This is a genomic window from Citrobacter sp. Cf132 (assembly GCF_030333885.1).
Taxonomy (GTDB): Bacteria; Pseudomonadota; Gammaproteobacteria; order Enterobacterales; family Enterobacteriaceae; genus Citrobacter; species Citrobacter freundii.
Genome location: NZ_JAOWFA010000071.1, coordinates 551311 through 569273 on the forward strand (window position 1 = coordinate 551311; position 17963 = coordinate 569273).

A 17963-nucleotide genomic window follows, 5' to 3' on the forward strand; every position below is an offset into this window, starting at 1 on the left:
CTTTCTATGGCAATAAGTGAACCAACCCAGCCTGTGGCTGGCGCGTCAGCGTCGGTTGCTAAAGCACGCACCTCATTTGGCATTTTAGGAGCGATCAGCCTCTCCCATTTGCTAAACGATATGATTCAGTCGCTGATCCTGGCGATTTATCCGCTATTGCAGTCAGAGTTCTCGCTGACGTTTATGCAGATCGGGATGATCACCCTAACCTTCCAGCTAGCTTCTTCGCTGCTGCAACCGGTGGTGGGTTACTGGACGGACAAATATCCGATGCCATGGTCGCTGCCCATAGGAATGTGCTTCACGCTGAGCGGGCTTGTTTTGCTGGCCATGGCCGGCAGCTTCCATATGGTGCTGCTCGCCGCGGCGCTGGTTGGCACCGGCTCTTCGGTATTTCACCCGGAATCGTCCCGCGTGGCGCGTATGGCCTCTGGTGGTCGCCACGGCCTCGCTCAGTCGATTTTTCAGGTTGGCGGCAACTTCGGCAGCTCACTGGGACCGTTACTGGCGGCTGTCATCATCGCGCCATATGGTAAGGGTAATGTGGCCTGGTTTGTTCTGGCTGCGCTATTAGCGATTGTCGTCCTGGCACAAATCAGCCGTTGGTATGCCGCGCAGCATCGGATGAGTAAAGGAAAGCCGAAGGTCGCTATCGTTAATCCGTTGCCGCGTAATAAAGTGGTGCTGGCTGTAAGCATCCTGCTGGTACTGATTTTCTCCAAATACTTCTATATGGCGAGCATCAGCAGCTATTACACCTTTTATCTGATGCAAAAATTCGGATTATCGGTACAAAACGCCCAGTTTCACCTGTTTGCCTTCCTGTTTGCCGTCGCGGCCGGGACGGTGATTGGCGGACCATTAGGCGATAAAATTGGCAGAAAATATGTTATTTGGGGGTCTATCCTCGGCGTTGCGCCATTTACCCTCGTTTTACCCTACGCAACGCTGGAATGGACCGGGATTTTAACCGTGATCATTGGTTTTATCCTCGCATCGGCGTTTTCTGCCATTCTGGTTTACGCACAGGAGCTGCTTCCTGGGCGTATCGGCATGGTTTCTGGGTTATTTTTCGGTTTTGCCTTCGGCATGGGCGGCTTGGGAGCCGCGGTGCTAGGGCTGATAGCCGACCATACCAGCATCGATTTGGTCTACAAAATATGTGCTTTCCTGCCACTTCTGGGGATACTGACCATATTCTTACCTGATAACCGACACAAAGCCTGATTTTCTGATGGCCAAAAGTAAATTTTGGCCATCATTACTTACAGTAGCCATCAGCCTTTACCTCTCACATATCACCGTACTTTTCCGATCCGTGCTTTTTTACTCTTAAAATCCCGTTTTCTTCAAAATTCAATAATTATTCATAAACATAAACATTAAAATTGTCATAAACTATTACTCGTAGTTTGGGTTTTTAGGATCATCACAGCAACCAAAGGAGACGGAATGCATCACGCCACCCCGCTTATCACCACCATTGTCGGCGGCCTTGTGCTCGCTTTTATATTAGGCATGATTGCCAATAAACTACGTATTTCTCCTCTGGTGGGATATCTGTTAGCGGGCGTTCTGGCCGGTCCATTTACACCTGGTTTTGTTGCTGATACTAAGCTCGCGCCTGAACTGGCCGAGCTTGGCGTTATTCTGCTGATGTTCGGCGTCGGGCTGCACTTTTCCCTGAAGGATTTGATGGCGGTAAAGTCAATCGCCATTCCCGGCGCGATTGCCCAGATAGCAGTGGCAACGCTGCTGGGTATGGCGCTTTCAGCTGTATTAGGCTGGTCGCTGATGGTGGGGATCGTGTTTGGTCTGTGTCTTTCAACCGCCAGCACCGTGGTGCTACTGCGTGCGCTTGAAGAACGACAGCTCATTGACAGCCAGCGCGGGCAAATTGCCATTGGCTGGCTGATTGTCGAAGATCTGATGATGGTGCTGACGCTGGTTCTCCTGCCAGCAGTCGCCGGAATGCTGGAAAAAGAAGATGTCGGCTTCGCTTCGCTGGCCGTCGATATGGGCATTACCATCGGTAAGGTGGTGGCGTTTATCGCGATTATGATGCTGGTGGGGCGTCGCCTGGTACCGTGGATTATGGCCCGCAGCGCCGCAACCGGTTCACGCGAACTGTTTACCCTCTCAGTCCTCGCCCTCGCCTTAGGTATCGCCTTCGGCGCAGTAGAGCTGTTTGATGTCTCCTTTGCGCTGGGCGCATTCTTCGCCGGTATGGTGCTGAATGAATCTGAGCTGAGCCACCGTGCGGCGCATGACACCCTGCCGCTGCGCGATGCGTTCGCCGTGCTGTTCTTCGTTTCCGTCGGAATGCTGTTCGATCCGTTAGTCCTGATCCAGCAGCCGTTGGCAGTACTGGGCACGCTGGCGATTATCATCTTTGGTAAATCCCTTGCCGCCTATTTCCTGGTGCGCCTGTTTGGTCACTCTCAACGCACGGCGCTCACCATTGCCACCAGTCTGGCGCAGATTGGTGAATTTGCCTTTATCCTGGCGGGTCTGGGAATGGCGTTAAACCTGCTGCCGCAGGCCGGACAGAATCTGGTGCTGGCAGGGGCAATCCTGTCCATAATGCTCAACCCGGTGCTGTTCGCGGTGTTAGAAAAATATCTCGCCAAAACAGAAACGCTGGAAGAGCAGACTCTGGAAGAGGCTATCGAAGAAGAGAAGCAAATTCCGGTGGATATCTGCAATCACGCCCTGCTGGTTGGCTTTGGTCGCGTCGGCAGCCTGCTGGGTGAGAAATTGATGGCTGCGGGGATCCCGCTGGTGGTTATCGAAACCTCACGTACCCGGGTGGATGAATTGCGCGAGCGTGGGATCCGCGCGGTGCTAGGAAATGCCGCTAACGAAGAGATTATGAATCTGGCGCATCTGGATTGCGCACGCTGGCTGTTGCTAACCATTCCGAATGGCTATGAAGCGGGTGAAATTGTCGCTTCCGCTCGCGAGAAGTGCCCGTCGATTGAGATTATCGCCCGCGCACATTATGACGATGAGGTGGAATATATTACCGAGCGCGGCGCCAATCAGGTCGTCATGGGCGAGCGTGAAATCGCCCGCACCATGCTGGAGCTAATTGAAACACCGCCTGCCGGTGAAGTTGCTACCGCCAGTTAATGTTACGCGTAGGCCCGATAAGCGTAGCGCCATCGGGCAAGAACTCAGCGATCCCAGTACGACTCTTCAAGACTGTCTTCACGTTCCGGCAAACCGCGCGTCAGGCGCGGTGAATGCTGGTTCAGCACCTGGTAACTCACGCGGTTAGCATATTTACACACCTGGGCTAGCGACGAATAGGTCAGCCAGGTGAACTTGTGCTTGCTGGAGTTAGGCACGTTACTGCGGTGATAGCTGTTGGCGGTAATATCATGCAGCAATGCCGCCAGCGCGCCGTCGCCAGCACCGTTGGTATTCATTATCTTTTCAGGCCCGCCCATATACGGTGCAATGTGCGAATACACACGCAGCGGATTGGTACAGTCTTTATGGCGCATGGCGCGGCTGAATTCGTACTGATTGAATTCGGCAATCGCTCCAGGCAGCAGCGGATGCTGGGTTTTACGTTTGACTTCTTCTTCCGTAAAGCCCGCCATATACAGACCTGCCGGACCCGCAGTGCACAGCACCAGATCCACCCAATCCAGCGCTTTGTCGGACGCCAGTAGCGGATCGTTCTCGCCGGTCAGCGCTTCAGCCTCTTCTTCATTCATCGCCAGAATAGAGACATGCTCTTTGAGGAATGCCTGCCACCACTGCGGGTTATCGGCAATGACGAATTTGGTGCCCAGCGTCAGTACCACCGGCACATTGTGTTTTTTAGCGTATTCAATCGCCTTCATGGTCGCTTCCGGCATCGGCTCACCCGGCTCGCAGCGCACCAGATAGGACGTCAGCACCAACGCGGACGCTCCGGCAATTACCGATTCAGGGATGCTATCCGCCCGTAGCTTATTCATATGCCCAGGGCTAATGGCGAAGGTACGCTCTCCGGATTCACCAATCAGCGTAAAGCAACGACCAATCGGTCCATTAACGCCTTGCAGGTAGTTCAGATCGGTACGGCTGGAGGTATTGCACAAATAACGGTACGCATAGCTGCCAATCTCGATATTGCTGCACATCACGCCCAGCAGCACCGAGCGGTCATCCGCCAGCACGGAGTAGTTGTGCATCGTGTTACCGATCGTACCGCCCGCAAACTGATGGGTGATCAAATTTTCACGCACCAGTTCCTGATAGAGCGCTTCTGCGACATCATCGGCAATCACCAGAGAATGCCCGGCGCTTAATCCATAACGTTTTACAAAGTCATCATCCACTTTGGCTTCAATATCCACCAACGTCTGGTCGATGCCCACCACCCAGGCTGCGCTGGTTTCATTTTCTGGCTGAATTTGTTGCAGCAACGGATCGCGCGCGCTGACGGGAAAATAGTGTTTGGATTTACGTTTACCGGGAAATTTCATGGTCGATTTTACGGGTGGTTAACTGAGCGATGCATGGTAGCACATTCCCTGCAGCGCATGCGATGCGACGCTGAGTTTCAATATCGGACGGTGAGATCGCAGTTTATCCGGGATTAATTTCTACAATAACTCACCTTCACAAGGAGCGTTTTATGAAGCCGGAAAACAAAATCCCCGTACTCGACAAAATTTCGGATGAAATGAAAAGCGTGGTGAATTTTCATCGCGACGATTTGCCGCCGTGGCCCGCTGCCGATGACTTCGTGGCCCAGCGCCAACACTACATTCATGAGCGGCGACTGTGGAATGCCGATGCCCCGCAGATGCATACACGAGAATGCGTGATTTCTACCGCGTGCGGCCCCGTTGCCACACGCATCTACGCTCCGCAGCCCCAAAGCCAGGCCACGCTGTATTACCTGCACGGCGGCGGTTTTATTCTCGGTAATCTGGATACCCATGACCGGATTATGCGTTTACTGGCGCACTACACCCAGTGCACAGTTATTGGCATCGACTATTCGCTGTCGCCGGAAGCGCGCTACCCACAAGCCATCGAAGAGACCGTCGCCGTTTGCCAGTACTATCATCAACATGCTGGCGACTATTCCCTCAATATCAATACGATTGGTTTTGCGGGCGATTCCGCCGGAGCCATGCTGGCGCTTGCCAGCGCGCTGTGGCTGCGGGATAAACGCATTGCCTGCGGCAAGGTGGCTGGCGTGCTGTTGTGGTATGGGCTTTACGGGCTGCAGGATTCACTGAGCCGACGGCTGATGGGCGGAGCGTGGGATGGGTTAACCCGCGAGGACTTGCAGATGTATGAAAACGCGTACCTACGTAGCGCTGACGATCGCGAGTCACCGTACTATTGCCTGTTTAATAACGATCTGACGCGCGACGTACCGCCGTGTTTTATCGCCGGTGCGGAGTTCGATCCACTGATTGACGATAGCCGCTTATTATTCCAGACGTTACAGGCGCATCAGCAGCCCTGCCAGTACAAAATGTATCCCGGTACGCTGCACGCCTTCCTGCACTATTCGCGGGTGATGAAAACCGCCGATGAAGCTCTGCAGGACGGCGCGCGTTTCTTTAAGCAACAGCTTTAGCGGTAGGCGGCGGTCAGTTTAACCATCATTTCGATATGTTCCGGTGTGGCATTCAACGCCGGAATATACTCATATTGCTTACCGCCAGCCTCAAGGAAAATTTCCCGGTTTTGCACCGCTATCTCTTCCAGCGTTTCGAGACAATCAGCCGCGAAGCCCGGACACATAACCTGGATATGCCGAGTTCCTTTCTCCGCCAGCATTTTTAGCGTTTCATCGGTATACGGCGTCAGCCACGGTTCGCGGCCAAAGCGAGACTGGAAGGTCATCATGACTTTTTCCGGCGGCAGACCAAGCGCTGAAACCAGCTCACGCGTCGTATCGCGACAGCGCTGCGGGTAGTCATCGCCTTCATCGGCGTAGCGCTGCGGAATACCGTGGTAGGAGAGCAGCAGTAAATCAGGTTCGCCATGTTGAGCGAATGAATCCCGGGCACTCTTGGCCAGCGCATCAATGTAGCTGCTGTCATCGGCGTAATCACGAATAAAAGAGACGCCGGGAATACCGCGTTTACGCGCTAAGATGCGCGCCAGCTCGTCCCAGACTGCTGCAACCGTCGAACAGGAATATTGCGGGTACAGCGGTAACACCACCATGTGTTCCACTCCGCTTGCCAACAGTTCATCGACCGCGCTTTCGAGCGATGGCGAACCGTAGCTCATCCCCAGCGCGACAGGGGTATCAGGCAGACGTTGTGCCAGCGCCTGCTGTTGCGCCTTGCTGTAGACCATCAGTGGGGAACCGTCTTCCATCCAGATTGACTGGTACAGCTTTGCCACACGCGGCGCTCGCAGCGGCAAAATCACACCACGCAGCAGCGGCCACCACAGCGCAGGGGACGTATCGACTACGCGTGGATCGCTTAAAAACTGGCGCAGGTAGCGCTTAACGGCTTCGGGAGTTGGGGCATCGGGAGTGCCGAGGTTTGCCAGCAGGATACCGGTTTTCGTCTGACGCATTACCGCCTCTTATCGATTCAAATTGTTGATAATTGTAGCGGAAAAGCGATAAAGAAGAACTAATTGCTGTGAGAGGTAAGACGAGAATTTGCCTGATGGCGCTGCGCTTATCAGGCCTACGAGATATTGGCAGACCTGATAAGAGGTTTATTACGCGAAAAAATTAGCCGAGGATTTTTTCCAGCGCTGCGCGCACGTCAGCCACGGCCTGAGTGCCGTCAACTTTCGCGTATTTGGTGTTACCCGCCTGCGCTTCTTTAGAGTAGTAGCCGATCAGCGGTGCGGTCATCTGATGGTATTCCACCAGGCGCTTACGTACGGTCTCTTCCTGATCGTCTTTACGGGTGGTCAGCTCTTCGCCGGTCACGTCGTCTTTGCCTTCAACCTTAGGCGGGTTGAATTTGATGTGGTAAACGCGGCCAGAAGCAGCGTGTACGCGGCGACCGACGATACGGTCAACGATCAGTTCGTCAGGTACGTCAAACTCCAGAACGTAGTCCACGTTGATGCCCGCTTCTTTCATGGCGTCTGCCTGCGGAATAGTACGCGGGAAGCCATCAAGCAGGAAACCATTACGGCAGTCTTCCTGAGCAATACGCTCTTTTACCAGCGCGATCACCAGCTCATCAGTCACCAGCTTACCGGCGTCCATGATGTCTTTCGCTTGTTTGCCCAGCTCGGAGCCAGATTTCACGGCGGCACGCAGCATATCACCGGTGGAGATTTGCGGAATACCATACTTCTCCATGATGAACTGAGCCTGAGTTCCTTTACCCGCGCCCGGAGCGCCAAGCAGAATGATACGCATTACGAAAATCCCCTTAAAGGTTGTCGATATTTTTTAAAAAGCGCTAAACGATACCACCATCACGCAATTGGCTCAAGGAAGGTAGTCTGCGCTGAAACGGTTAATGGCGGGAAAATTGAAAATAAGGAAAGAAATTGCCGGATGGCGGTGTAAACACCTTATCCGGCCTACGATCAAAAAGATGTTGTAGGCCGGATAAGCGTTAGCGCCATCCGGCATTACATTACAGGTATCAGGATACCAGCAACTGGTTCATACGACGAATGAACTGGTTCGGGTCTTCCAGCGTGCCGCGCTCGGCAAACAGCGCCTGATCCAGCAGCAGCTCAACCCACTCTTTGAACTGTGCTTCGTCCTGAGTATCCGCCGTGCGTTTTACTAGCACGTGGTCCGGGTTCAGTTCAAAGATATATTTCACTTCCGGTACGGCCTGGCCCGCAGCGGCAAACAGTTTCGCCATCTGGGTGCTCATTTCATCCGCATCGGTGGTAACGATGGCTGGCGTGTCGGTCAGACGGTGAGTCAGACGCACTTCTTTCACGCGGTCACCCAGCAGGGTTTTCACACGCTCAACGAACGGCGTCAGCGCTTTTTCCGCTTCTTTTGCCGATTCGTCAACTTCATCCGCCAGCTTGTCGATGGACTCGTCAGCTTTAGCAACGGACTGGAATGCCTTACCGTCGAACTCGGTCAGGTAGTTCATCATCCACTCATCGATGCGGTCAGAAAGCAGCAGCACTTCGATGCCTTTCTTACGCAGCAGTTCCAGGTGCGGGCTGCTCTTCGCCGCCGCATAGCTGTCTGCAGTGATGTAGTAGATTTTCTCCTGCCCTTCTTTCATTCGCGACACGTAATCTTCCAGCGACACGGTTTGCGCGGAGGAGTCAGTGTGCGTAGACGCGAAGCGCATCAGTTTAGCGATCGTTTCCTGGTTGGCGTGGTCTTCCGCCGGGCCTTCTTTCAGCACCAGGCCGAACTGCTTCCAGAAGGTCTGGTATTTTTCCGCGTCGTCTTTCGCCAGTTTTTCCAGCATCTGCAGTACGCGTTTGGTCAGCGCGCTGCGCAGGTTACGGGTGACGGTGCTGTCCTGCAGGATCTCGCGAGAAACGTTCAGCGGCAGATCGTTAGAATCTATCAGACCACGGACAAAGCGCAGGTAGTTCGGCATGAACTGCTCGGCATCGTCCATGATGAAGACACGCTGGACGTACAGTTTCAGACCATGCTTGTGATCGCGGTTCCACATATCCCACGGCGCCTGCGACGGGATATACAGCAGGCTGGTGTACTCCTGCTTACCTTCCACACGGTTGTGGCTCCAGGTCAGCGGGTCAGTGAAGTCGTGGGCGATGTGCTTGTAGAATTCGTTGTACTCGTCGTCTTTGATTTCCGACTTGTTACGGGTCCACAGCGCCTGCGCCTTGTTGATTTTTTCCCAGGAAACCACGGTCTCGCCGTCTTTCTCTTCGGATTTTTCGATCTCTACCGGCAGCGCGATATGGTCGGAATATTTGCTGATGATGGAACGTACGCGCCAGTCATCGAGGAACTCGTCTTCGCCTTCACGCAGATGCAGAGTGATTTCGGTACCACGGTCTTCTTTGGTAATATCAGCAACGGTGTACTCGCCTTCGCCCGCAGATTCCCAGAACACGCCGTTTTCCGGTTTATCACCCGCAGCACGGGTACGCACGGTGACTTTGTCCGCCACGATGAAGGCAGAGTAGAAACCAACCCCAAACTGACCGATCAACTGGCTGTCTTTCGCCTGATCGGAGCCCATGGATTCGAGGAAAGATTTGGTGCCGGATTTCGCAATGGTCCCCAGATGATCGATAACGTCATCACGGTTCATCCCCACGCCGTTATCGGCAATGGTCAACGTACGCTTATCTTTATCGAAGGAAACACGCACACGCAGCTCACCGTCACCTTCATACAGGTCCGGGTTAGACAGTGCGCGGAAACGCAGCTTGTCTGCCGCATCCGAGGCGTTAGAGATAAGCTCACGCAGGAAGATTTCTTTATTGGAATACAGAGAATGGATCATCAGGTGCAGAAGCTGTTTTACTTCTGACTGAAAACCACGAGTTTCTTGTCCTTTCATGTAGATCTACCTCAACAATGCCATTTTCAATGGTAAAAACACGTTGAGGGTGAAATGGGGACAAGCGGGAAGGATTTCAAGCGGAAGCCGCCGTCGCGGCCTCCGTTTGTTCAGAATTTAATCTTGTGTCGTCCTGCCAGAGAGTGCGACAGCGTGGTGCCATCGACCATTTCCAGCTCGCCGCCTACCGGAACGCCATGGGCGATACGGCTGGCTTCAACGCCATATTGCATGCAAAGCTCAGCAATATAGTTGGCGGTCGCCTCTCCTTCGACCGTGGGATTGGTCGCCAGAATCAGTTCGTTGATTTGCTCAGACGCCAGTCGCTGTTCAAGACGATCCAGCCCGATATCATCAGGCCCGATACCGTCCAGCGGCGACAGATGTCCCATCAGCACGAAGTAACGTCCGGAAAATTGCCCGGTTTGCTCAATGGCGTAGATGTCCGCCGGACTCTCCACCACGCAAATCTGACCGTTTTCCTGGCGACGCGGGTTCGAACAGATGTTGCAGACGTCTTGCTCTGTGAAGGTGCGGCAATCGGCACAGTGGCCGATTTCCGACATCGCCTTCGTTAACGCCTGCGCCAGACGCATCCCGCCGCTGCGATCGCGCTGAAGCAGCGTGAACGCCATGCGCTGCGCCGACTTCGGGCCAACGCCCGGCAGACAGCGCAGTGCTTCCATAAGCTGAGTTAACAGCGGGCTGGTTTGCATCAGAACGGCATCTTAAAGCCAGGCGGCAGCTGCATTCCGGAAGAAACAGAGGCCATCTTCTCTTTCTGCGTCTCTTCAATGCGACGCGCCGCGTCGTTGAATGCCGCAGCAACCAGGTCTTCCAGCATCTCTTTGTCGTCTTCCAGCAGGCTTGGATCGATCTCCACGCGACGGCAGTTATGCGCGCCGTTGATGGTCACTTTTACCAGACCCGCGCCAGATTCGCCGGTCACTTCCAGCTTGGCGACTTCTTCCTGCATCTGCTGCATTTTTTCTTGCATCTGCTGGGCCTGTTTCATCAGGTTACCCAGACCGCCTTTACCAAACATAGGCTTCTCTCTCAATCACGTTAAGGGATGACGACCGTCAAACCATTAGGCTGACGATCAAATGGGGCGAATACTCTCTTCGTCCAGCTCCGCATCGAAAAAACGACGCAGCGTCTGGATGTTATTATCCGCAATAATCGACTCACGCGCCTGCGCGAGCTTCTCTTCATAAATGGCCTGACGCCACTCCAGCGGCGTGCGCACCGCAGGATTATCATCTTCAACGATGGTCAATTCAACCGTTGACCCCGTTAAGGAACTCAGTGCTTCGGCCAGTTTTTGCTTCGCGCCGCTGGAATTAAGGTGTCGCTGCGTGGAACGCAGGTGCAGGCAAACCACGTTGCCATTCTCTTCTTTCCAGGCATTAAGCGCCACCTGCTCCACCAGTTTAGGCAGCGAGAGCTGGCTCACCTGGGCGGCCCACGGGTCGCGTTCAATGGCTTCAGCCGCAAGCTTTGCCGCCAGTTCCGGCGTTTTTTCATGCTCGAGCGCTTTTTTCAGCGCTTTCGGCGTGGCGACGACTTCTTTGACTTCTGCAACAGGATTGGTCGCTTTCCAGCGATACGCTTCTTTCTTCGCCGGTGCTTTTTCCAGCGCAGAGACTGCCGGACGCGCCTGAACACGTTCCGACACCGAAGCCAGTCTTTCCAGCGCAGCATTATTCACCGGCCGCGCGCGGGAAGCGGCTGCCGGTTCACTCTTTTTTGCTTTGGTTGCTCCCTGAGCACGTTGCAGTTGACTGCGCGCCGCCAGCACCTGACTGGTGGCATCGGAAAGCGGCACATTCTGTTGCTGTTGCGCTGGCGCAGGTTGCTGCTGTGGCACCTGCGTCGGGGTCATCACCGCTGTGGGTGCGACCGGGGCAAACGACTGGCGCGGGACTTCAGGTTCCGGGAGCGGCATGCGCGGATGAAAAGCCAGCGCACGCAGCAGCGTCATTTCGACGCCCATTCGTCTGTCTGGCGCATACGGCAGTTCTTTGCGCCCGATTAACAGGGTCTGGTAGTAAAGCTGCACATCGGTAGGCGGTACAATTCGCGCCAGTTCACGCATACGCAGTTCAATGGCGGCCATATCGCTACCGAGCGCGGCAGGTGAAAGCTGAACCATGGCAATACGATGCAGCAAAGCCGACATCTCAACCAGCAGCGCTTCCCATTCGATACCACGCGCGGCGGCGTCGTTTACCAGCGTCATCACGCGTTCGCCGTCCGCAGCCACAACCGCTTCAACAAGCGAGAGCGCCTGGTCGTCGTCCAGCGTGCCGAGCATGGTGCTGACCGCGTCGGTCGAGACCTGACCATCGCCGCTGGCAATCGCCTGATCGGTCAAACTCAGCGCATCGCGCAGGCTGCCGTCTGCGGCGCGAGCCAGCAGTTGCAGCGCACGTGGCTCATGGGCGATATGCTCTTCTTTGAGAATATGCTCAAGCTGATGGCGAATCTGTTCGACATCCAGCGCTTTAAGATGGAATTGCAGACAGCGCGACAGGATGGTCACCGGCAGCTTCTGCGGATCGGTGGTCGCCAGCAGGAATTTGACGTGCGCGGGCGGCTCTTCGAGCGTTTTCAGCAAGGCGTTAAAACTGTGGCGCGACAGCATGTGCACTTCGTCGATCAAATAGACCTTAAAGCGACCGCGCGCGGGCGCATACTGAACGTTATCCAGCAGATCGCGAGTATCTTCGACTTTGGTGCGTGAGGCGGCATCGATTTCAATCAAATCGACAAAACGCCCCTGCTCAATTTCCCGGCAGTTATCGCACACGCCGCACGGCGTAGCGGTGATGCCAGTTTCACAGTTTAATCCCTTCGCCAGCAAGCGGGCGATAGAGGTTTTTCCGACGCCACGGGTGCCGGAAAACAAATAAGCATGATGAATACGCCCTAACGACAAGCCGTTCGCCAGTGCCGTCAGCACATGTTCCTGGCCGACGACGTCAGCAAAGGTTTGTGGGCGCCATTTTCGGGCTAAGACCTGATAACTCATTGGCAGGCTCTGAAAGGCTGGAGGGTGGATTCACAGGAGGGTAATGCTAACACAACCTCGCAGCAACGGCGAGGTTGTGTGTCTCGGTATTACTTCAACCGGGATAAGATAGCCCGACTTAGTGGCCCGGGAATGGAACCAGGCTATAACAAGTCAGCCCCTGCTTTTCCAGACGCTGCTCGCCGCCCAGATCAAACAAGTTAATGATAAAGGCAGCATCGGTCACTTCGCCACCCAGACGGCGGATCAGCTTCACGGTCGCTTCAATCGTGCCGCCAGTTGCCAGAAGATCGTCCACAACCAGGACTTTATCACCCGGTTTGATGGCATCAACGTGGATTTCCAGCTGATCGGTGCCGTACTCCAGCTCATAGGTCTCAGCAATAACTTCACGCGGAAGCTTACGCGGTTTGCGTACCGGAACAAAGCCGACACCCAGCCCCAACGCTACCGGCGCGCCAAACAGGAAGCCACGCGCTTCGGTGCCAACCACTTTAGTGATCCCCGCATTTTTGTAGCGCTCAACCAGCAATTCAATGCTGAGGGCGTAGGCTTTCGGATCTTCCAGTAAACTGGTGACATCACGGAAAAGAATGCCCGGTTTTGGGTAGTCGTGGATGCTTTTGATGCTATTTTTGAGAAACTCAAGCTGCTGTGCAGTCGCGGTCATAAGTTTGTGCCTGATTAATACAGTATTACTTCACGGCGCACTATACACTTCATCCTCGACGTATCTTGAATGATTTTGTGTCTATATTAGGGCCAAGGTTACACTTGGTTAACCTTTGACCATCTGCGCCTGTGCTCGAAAACGGTCGAATTTACTGGCTGCGAGAGACAATTGCAACAGCGATTATTGCGCTTTACTGCTTTTGTTGTTTTTCATCAATCACCGGGATCCGCCACATAAAAATCAGTAAACAGGCGAGAATAACCAGCAGCAGGCCGCGTACCCACATCATATTGACCAGCCAGAGGGAAATAGCAAACGTCACCAGGATCAACAAAATAGCGCGCGGTTTTGCTCCCGGCGGCATCGCGCGGTGCTTTTGCCAGTGACGCAGATACCCGCCGAACCACGAACGGTAAAGCAACCAGTCGTGAAAACGCGGCGATGAGCGGGCAAAACACCAGGCGGCCAGCAGTATAAACGGCGTCGTCGGCAACAGAGGCAATACTACGCCCAGCGTACCTAGCACTACCGCTATCCAGCCAATGATGATTAGAATAATGCGTTGCATAATATCAGTACTTAACACAGAGAATCGCTACTTTAGCATAACAGTTCTCATTTTCATCGGAGTGTTGTTGTGAAAACCGCCATGCTGTTACAGACGCTCGAAAACCAGCTTAACCGCCTGCGACAGCGTTGTGCTCCGCTGGCGCACCACACAACGCTTAGCGCCCGCTTTGACAGGCATCTGTTTCACACGCGCAGCACATTGCTGCAGGCCTGCCTGGATGAAGCTGACGATAATCTTACTGCCCTACGTCGCGCCGTTGAGCAGCAACAACTACCACAAATCACCTGGCTTGCGGAACACCTTGCCTCACAGTTAGAGGCGATTTCACGTGAAACTGCCAGTTGGTCGCTACGCGAGTGGGACAGTGCATCTCCAGGTCTGGCGCGCTGGCAGCGTAAGCGGGTCCAACATCAGGAGTTTGAACGCCGTCTGGTTGAAATGACGCGTGAACGCAAAGAGCGTCTGGCTCAGGCTACCGGCTTTGCAGAACAGCAAAAACTGCATCGTGAAGTAGAAGCATTCGAGGCGCGACTGGCGCGCTGCCGTCATGCTCTGGCAAGAATAGAAAACGTGCTGGCGCGTTTAACCCGTTAATCCCCGGAGAATTTATGTCATTAGAGAACGCCCCGGACGAGGTCAAACTGGCCGTCGATTTGATTGTTTTACTTGAGGAAAATCAGGTTGCACCTGAAACCGTACTGAAGGCGCTGGAGATTGTTAAACGGGATTACGAAAAGAAACAGCTCTCTTCTTCAAAAAACGCGCTATAGCTGAAATGCCTGATAGCGTTGCACTTATCAGGCCTACGAATGAATCGAAGCTCGCAGGCCTGATGAGCTTTTCTATTAACCTACCGAAGGCGTCGGATCATCACCTTTAATGATGTCACGCTTAACCTCGGTCACGGTGTCGCCCTTCGCGTTGTGCAGGTGCACTTCGAGCTGGTTAAAGGCGATATCAATGTCGTTTTCACGGCACAAACGATCGACCGCACGGTTCAGTTCATCAACCGTGTGGCTACGATCGCGCAGTTCACGCACGTATAAACGCAGCTCATGATCCAGCGTGCTGGCGCCGAAGGCGGTAAAGAACACCGCAGGCTCCGGATCGTGCATCACTTTCGGGTGTTCCATCGCCGCCTGCAACAGCACTTTCTTCACTTTGTCCAGATCCGAACCGTAGGCCACGCCGATGCGGATCACCAGACGCGTGGTGGTATCGGAAAGCGACCAGTTGATCAAACGCTCCGTCACAAAGGCTTTGTTCGGGATGATCACCTCTTTGCGATCGAAGTCGGTAATGGTGGTGGCACGGATACGGATCTTGCTGACTGTTCCTGAAAACGTACCGATAGTCACGGTATCGCCGATGCGGACCGGGCGTTCAAACAGAATAATCAGGCCCGAAACAAAGTTACCGAAGATTTCCTGCAAACCAAAACCAAGACCAACCGACAGGGCTGCTGCCAGCCACTGTAGCTTATCCCACGAAACACCGAGCGATCCGAAGACCGTCATCGCGCCGATGGCGATGATCGCGTAGTTAAGGATCGTGGTGATCGCATACGAAGCGCCCTGACGCATCTTCAGTCGCGAGAGCACCAGCACTTCCAACAGGCCGGGTAAGTTACGGATCAGCGCCCACGCGACCATTGAGGCAATAATCGCAAACAGCAGGCTACCCATGGTGACGTCTTTCACCACTGCCGCACCCGCTTCGGTACCGTTGTAATGCCAGAGCGTAATGCTGTCGAGATAGCTGAACACGGTGATCAAATCAGACCAAATGGCCCAGAACAAGACACCAAACAGGGCAACCATCACCAGCATAGTTATACGCAGCGTTTGCTGGTTAACCTGCTCAAGCGCGATGGTCGGTTCTTCCTGCGGTTCGGCGCCTTCCGCTCCTTCTTTCACCAGGTTCTGACGACGTGCCAGCGCGCGACGCCAGGCGATACGACGTGCCGCGACGCTCAACCCACGCAGCACGGTCTGGTACAGCAGGTTCCAGAGAATGACCAGATAAACCGTTTCAATCCAGCGTCCCGCCAGGCGCAGCGTGGTGTAGAAATAGCCGGTCGCCGTCAGCACCATTAATGCTATCGGGATAATAGACAGCACGGTAATCGTCACCAGACGCAGACCATGTGACTCTTTATCACGCCAGCTTTCGCGGCACATTGGCCATACCAGGAAGGCGATCAGCAGCAGGTTGAGGAAAATCACCACCTGACCCAGCACATCGTCCATCAGATTGAGCGGTGACAGTTCAGCAATGACCGACCAAAAATTAAGCGGTAACAGCGCCAGGCTAATACGCACGATTTGGCGGCGCCAATGGCTAGTTTGTTTTGCTGGCATACCAAAATGACGAATTGCCACGCCATCTTTTTCCAGCACCTTCCAGCACAGACCAAACACCAGCCAGAAGACTGTCATCTTCTTACTGAACGCCCACAGCAGGTCGCTGATATTCAACTGCATGGTAAGCAGAATCAGACCTACCGCGAGGATAATCAGGCACGCCGGCAAGGCTCTGATGAGATCGATCAGAATCGCTTTTGGCGTGTTGAGCTGACTGTCATTACGCAGGTTACCCACCGCAGCGGCTAATTTCGCCTGATACTCTTTCAACCATTTCAGACGCCAGCGGATTAACCCGGCAATGAGCAGCAGCGGCAATCCCGCCAGGAACGCAATAAATACTGCAGGCCACGCTTTTTCCCAGTTCACCGTGATTTTCATCGACTTAAACTGGTCTTTAAGCGTTTGCGGGAAAGCTTTGATCCAGTCCCAGTCCATCGGACGATTACTGTTAACCCAGAAAATCTGCTGCGTGAGGATCCCTTTCAGGTTTTTCGACACGCTCATTAACTGCTGCTGGTTAATTTGCAGATTAATCGCCATCATCAGCTGGTTGCCCAGTTGCTTATTGAGCTGATCCAACAGTTCACGACGCATATCCACAACCTGCAGTAAGGCATCATGGACTTCGCCGTTAACTTCGTTGCTGTGCCCTTCTTCCAGTTTGGCGACAAACGCATCATTCTGGAACAGCGCGTCGCGCTGCTGGTTGACCTCGAACTGCTCCAGACGCAAGTCGGCGATCCGGTTGGTCATATCGGCAAGTTCATCCGCCGACGGCAGCGTTTGTTGTTGCTGATACAGAATACGCGACAGCAGCAGACTGCCTTTCAGAACGGCGATCTGTTCTTTAATGTTGCGTTCGGATTGCAGCGCGCGGTCAAGCCAGTTTTTGACTTTGATATTTTGCTGCATCAGGCTGTTGCCGTTTTCGGTAGCGGCAATCAGACGCTGGCTGAGCTGATGGTTAACATCAAGCTCCTGCTTCACTAACGGATTGGACTGAATACGCTCGGCTTCATCCGGCGTGACTGCTTCCTGCGCCGTTTTTTCGGTTAACGTCAGTCGCTTGCTGTTCACCGCTTCCTGCAGGAGCTGGAGCTGATGCTCAAGGCGGTTACTGTTCGCCGTCACGTAATCACGTTGTTTTTGCAAGGTATCCTGCAAAATCGTATTACCTTCGAGGCTCTTTCGCTGTTGGTCGATCTGCGCATTCAGCAGCGCCTGCTGCGCCTGTAACAGTACCTGCTGGCTGGGGCGTAAAGCACCTTCGCCTACATTAGTGCCATCAAGTCGGTTGCGGATTTGCTGCATCTGCTGCGACGCAGTGTACATCGCATTTTGTACGCGCTCTGGCTGGGTCTGGAGCGACACCAGTTGGCTGTTGTAGGCAGCAAGATCGTTTTGCGAGCTTTGCAGGTCATCCAGCACCTGCGCGACGCGTGACTCAAGCTGTCGTAAGGAAAGCGTGCTCAGCGTTTTTCGCGTTTCGTCGTCATTGTCGACATCGCTGAGCGAATTTAGCGCATCCGTCGCCTGACGCATTTTCTCCGGCGCCTGGGCCACTTTCTGGCGAAGCTGTACGGTCTCATCTTTCACGCGATCGATTTTATCCAGCGTGGCGATAGTATCGATGAGATCCTGTTGGACCAGCTTATCCTGCGCGGAGAGATCTTTTTGTTTACTCAGTGCGTCCAGTTGGCTCTGAATATCTGCTTTCGTCGGCAGTTCACCACTCTGTTGCGCCCGCGCAAATGCAGATGACTGGCAGGATAACAATAGAATGAAGAAAAGTATGCTAATAGCAATTACATGCTGTGAACGTTTATAGAGCTGCAACATAGTCATGAGAATG

Annotated in this window: 15 protein-coding genes and 1 other annotated feature; of the genes, 5 read left to right on the forward strand and 10 right to left on the reverse strand. The window is 54.0% G+C overall.

Annotation, left to right across the window (positions count from 1 at the left end):
* The first annotated feature begins 6 nt into the window (after positions 1 to 6).
* The gene (gene fsr / locus OGV85_RS23175; protein WP_003021788.1) at positions 7 to 1227 is read left to right on the forward strand and encodes a fosmidomycin MFS transporter; all 1221 of its coding nucleotides are present in this window, start codon (positions 7 to 9) and stop codon (positions 1225 to 1227) included.
* Between the two features lie 225 nt (positions 1228 to 1452).
* The gene (gene ybaL / locus OGV85_RS23180) at positions 1453 to 3132 is read left to right on the forward strand and encodes a YbaL family putative K(+) efflux transporter (RefSeq protein ID WP_003021783.1); all 1680 of its coding nucleotides are present in this window, start codon (positions 1453 to 1455) and stop codon (positions 3130 to 3132) included.
* Positions 3133 to 3176: 44 nt separating this feature from the next.
* On the opposite strand, the gene gsk is transcribed toward ybaL, so the two are convergent.
* Positions 3177 to 4481, reverse strand: coding sequence for an inosine/guanosine kinase (gsk, locus tag OGV85_RS23185; protein ID WP_003021781.1), 1305 nt, complete (start codon positions 4479 to 4481; stop codon positions 3177 to 3179).
* Between the two features lie 152 nt (positions 4482 to 4633).
* Between gsk and aes the strand changes: the two genes are divergently transcribed.
* Positions 4634 to 5593 (forward strand): acetyl esterase, encoded by a 960-nt coding sequence (gene aes / locus OGV85_RS23190; RefSeq protein ID WP_061547906.1) that lies wholly within the window; start codon positions 4634 to 4636, stop codon positions 5591 to 5593.
* Here aes and hemH read toward each other — a convergent pair.
* The 8 genes from hemH to OGV85_RS23230 all read right to left on the reverse strand — a co-directional run bounded on the left by hemH (position 5590) and on the right by OGV85_RS23230 (position 13742).
* Positions 5590 to 6552 carry a ferrochelatase gene (hemH, locus tag OGV85_RS23195; protein ID WP_003021775.1) on the reverse strand — a complete coding sequence of 321 codons (963 nt, stop codon included), beginning with the start codon at positions 6550 to 6552 and terminating at the stop codon, positions 5590 to 5592. The genes aes and hemH overlap by 4 nt on opposite strands.
* A 163-nt stretch (positions 6553 to 6715) precedes the next feature.
* A complete protein-coding gene (gene adk / locus OGV85_RS23200; RefSeq protein WP_003021773.1) occupies positions 6716 to 7360 on the reverse strand; it encodes an adenylate kinase in 645 nt (214 codons plus the stop codon).
* Positions 7361 to 7592: 232 nt separating this feature from the next.
* The gene (gene htpG / locus OGV85_RS23205; RefSeq protein ID WP_003021770.1) at positions 7593 to 9467 is read right to left on the reverse strand and encodes a molecular chaperone HtpG; all 1875 of its coding nucleotides are present in this window, start codon (positions 9465 to 9467) and stop codon (positions 7593 to 7595) included.
* A 110-nt stretch (positions 9468 to 9577) separates the two neighbouring features.
* Positions 9578 to 10183, reverse strand: a complete 606-nt coding sequence (gene recR, locus OGV85_RS23210; RefSeq protein WP_003021767.1) for a recombination mediator RecR — start codon at positions 10181 to 10183, stop codon at positions 9578 to 9580.
* Positions 10183 to 10512, reverse strand: a complete 330-nt coding sequence (locus tag OGV85_RS23215) for a YbaB/EbfC family nucleoid-associated protein (protein WP_003021764.1) — start codon at positions 10510 to 10512, stop codon at positions 10183 to 10185. Before OGV85_RS23215 ends, recR begins: the two co-directional genes overlap by 1 nt.
* A gap of 57 nt (positions 10513 to 10569) precedes the next feature.
* Entirely contained in the window at positions 10570 to 12501 is a 1932-nt protein-coding gene (gene dnaX, locus OGV85_RS23220; protein WP_061547907.1) for a DNA polymerase III subunit gamma/tau, read from the reverse strand.
* Positions 11173 to 11237, reverse strand: a sequence feature (DnaX frameshifting element). Its footprint overlaps the gene before it by 65 nt.
* Positions 12502 to 12619: 118 nt before the next feature.
* Complete coding sequence (apt, locus tag OGV85_RS23225; protein WP_003021759.1) at positions 12620 to 13171, reverse strand: adenine phosphoribosyltransferase; 552 nt, start codon at positions 13169 to 13171, stop codon at positions 12620 to 12622.
* A gap of 193 nt (positions 13172 to 13364) precedes the next feature.
* Complete coding sequence (locus OGV85_RS23230) at positions 13365 to 13742, reverse strand: DUF454 family protein (protein WP_003847534.1); 378 nt, start codon at positions 13740 to 13742, stop codon at positions 13365 to 13367.
* Positions 13743 to 13811: 69 nt separating this feature from the next.
* Here OGV85_RS23230 and priC point away from each other — a divergent pair, with 69 nt between their 5' ends.
* Complete coding sequence (gene priC / locus OGV85_RS23235) at positions 13812 to 14339, forward strand: primosomal replication protein N'' (RefSeq protein WP_003021753.1); 528 nt, start codon at positions 13812 to 13814, stop codon at positions 14337 to 14339.
* 14 nt (positions 14340 to 14353) lie between these two features.
* Positions 14354 to 14515, forward strand: a complete 162-nt coding sequence (gene rsmS, locus OGV85_RS23240; protein WP_003021750.1) for a pleiotropic regulatory protein RsmS — start codon at positions 14354 to 14356, stop codon at positions 14513 to 14515.
* 75 nt (positions 14516 to 14590) lie between these two features.
* Here the strand turns inward: rsmS and mscK are convergent, their stop codons facing one another.
* Entirely contained in the window at positions 14591 to 17956 is a 3366-nt protein-coding gene (gene mscK, locus OGV85_RS23245) for a mechanosensitive channel MscK (protein ID WP_048219469.1), read from the reverse strand.
* Between the last annotated feature and the right edge of the window lie 7 nt (positions 17957 to 17963).